1 protein-coding gene is annotated in these 1177 nt (G+C 64.3%); it reads left to right on the forward strand.

Features of this window, described 5'->3' with window-relative positions; translation table 11 throughout:
• Positions 1-98 precede the first annotated feature (98 nt).
• Positions 99-1177 (forward strand): sphingomyelin phosphodiesterase (locus AC1DYI_RS36305; protein ID WP_477208932.1); only part of this gene is annotated, 1079 nt, incomplete at its 3' end.

Consider the following 1177-nt stretch of genomic DNA (forward strand, 5'->3'; position numbering starts at 1 on the left):
ACCCGGTTGCGCTGCAACAGCGCGATGCCGAGCTCGACGCTTTGCGGCGAGAAGTTTTCCCCGACAGCTTCCAACAACCCTAAGAACAGAAAGCCCCGATGAAACTCACCTCCTTCTTTGCGCGGCTGACCACCGGCATCGCGCTGATGAGCGGCCTGGCTGCTCAGGCCGAGACCTACGTCTACGTCACCAACACCACAGCGAACCCGCTGACCGTCTCGACCGTTCAATACGGCGACAAGACCCTCGTGCGCAACAGCCAGTGGGGCACCTACGACCCGGTGATCCCGCCCTATGCGACGCGCCGCGTGGCGTGGATGAACCGCGACGAAGGCATCACCAACGGCAAGAACTTCTACTTCGACACCACCGTCAACGGCGCCCGCGGCGGGCCGCAGGTGCTGAAGCAGCGGCTGCGCGGCAAGCTCATCGGCTCATCGCTGTGGCAAGGTGCCAAGGCGGCCTCGTTCGAAACGCCGTGGTACTACGACCGCAGCATCCACACCAACACCGTGGTGCCGGACGAGCAGCTGTCGTTCAAGGCCGAGTTCACCGGCGGCTACGACGACGTCTACTACATCGTGCACGACGCCAACGTGAAGGAAGCGCGCACCGACGACCCCAACACGCTGAAGGTTCTGGCCTACAACACCTGGGGCATCTTCGTCGCGAAGAACATCTGCGAGCGCTACGCCGCCATGCCCTCGGCGATGACCGGCTTCGACGCGATCGTGCTGTCCGAAGCCTTCGATGGCGGCTGCCGCGAACAGCTGCTGAACGACCTGCGTGCCGAGTACCCGTATCAGTCCCGCCTGGTCGACCAGCCCGGCAACATCATGAACGGCGGCGTCGTCGCCGTCAGCCGCTGGCCGATCGCTGCGCAAGACGTGCACATCTACCCCGACTGCACAGGTGACAACTGCTTCTCGAACAAAGGCTTCATCTACTTCGAGATCATCAAGCAGGGCAAGGCCTACCACGTGCTGGGCACGCACACCAACGCCTACAACGGCACGCAAGATCGCCAAGTACGCCTGAGCCAGCTCGGCCAGATGGGCAGCTACGCGGCCGCCCACGGCGTGCCCGCCGCCGAGCCGGTGACCTATGCCGGCGACCTGAACGTCGACCGCTACGCGACGCCGGACGACTACGTGCAGATGCTGGGCCTGCTGCACGC

Source organism: Ideonella sp. P3_A4, from assembly GCF_056403075.1.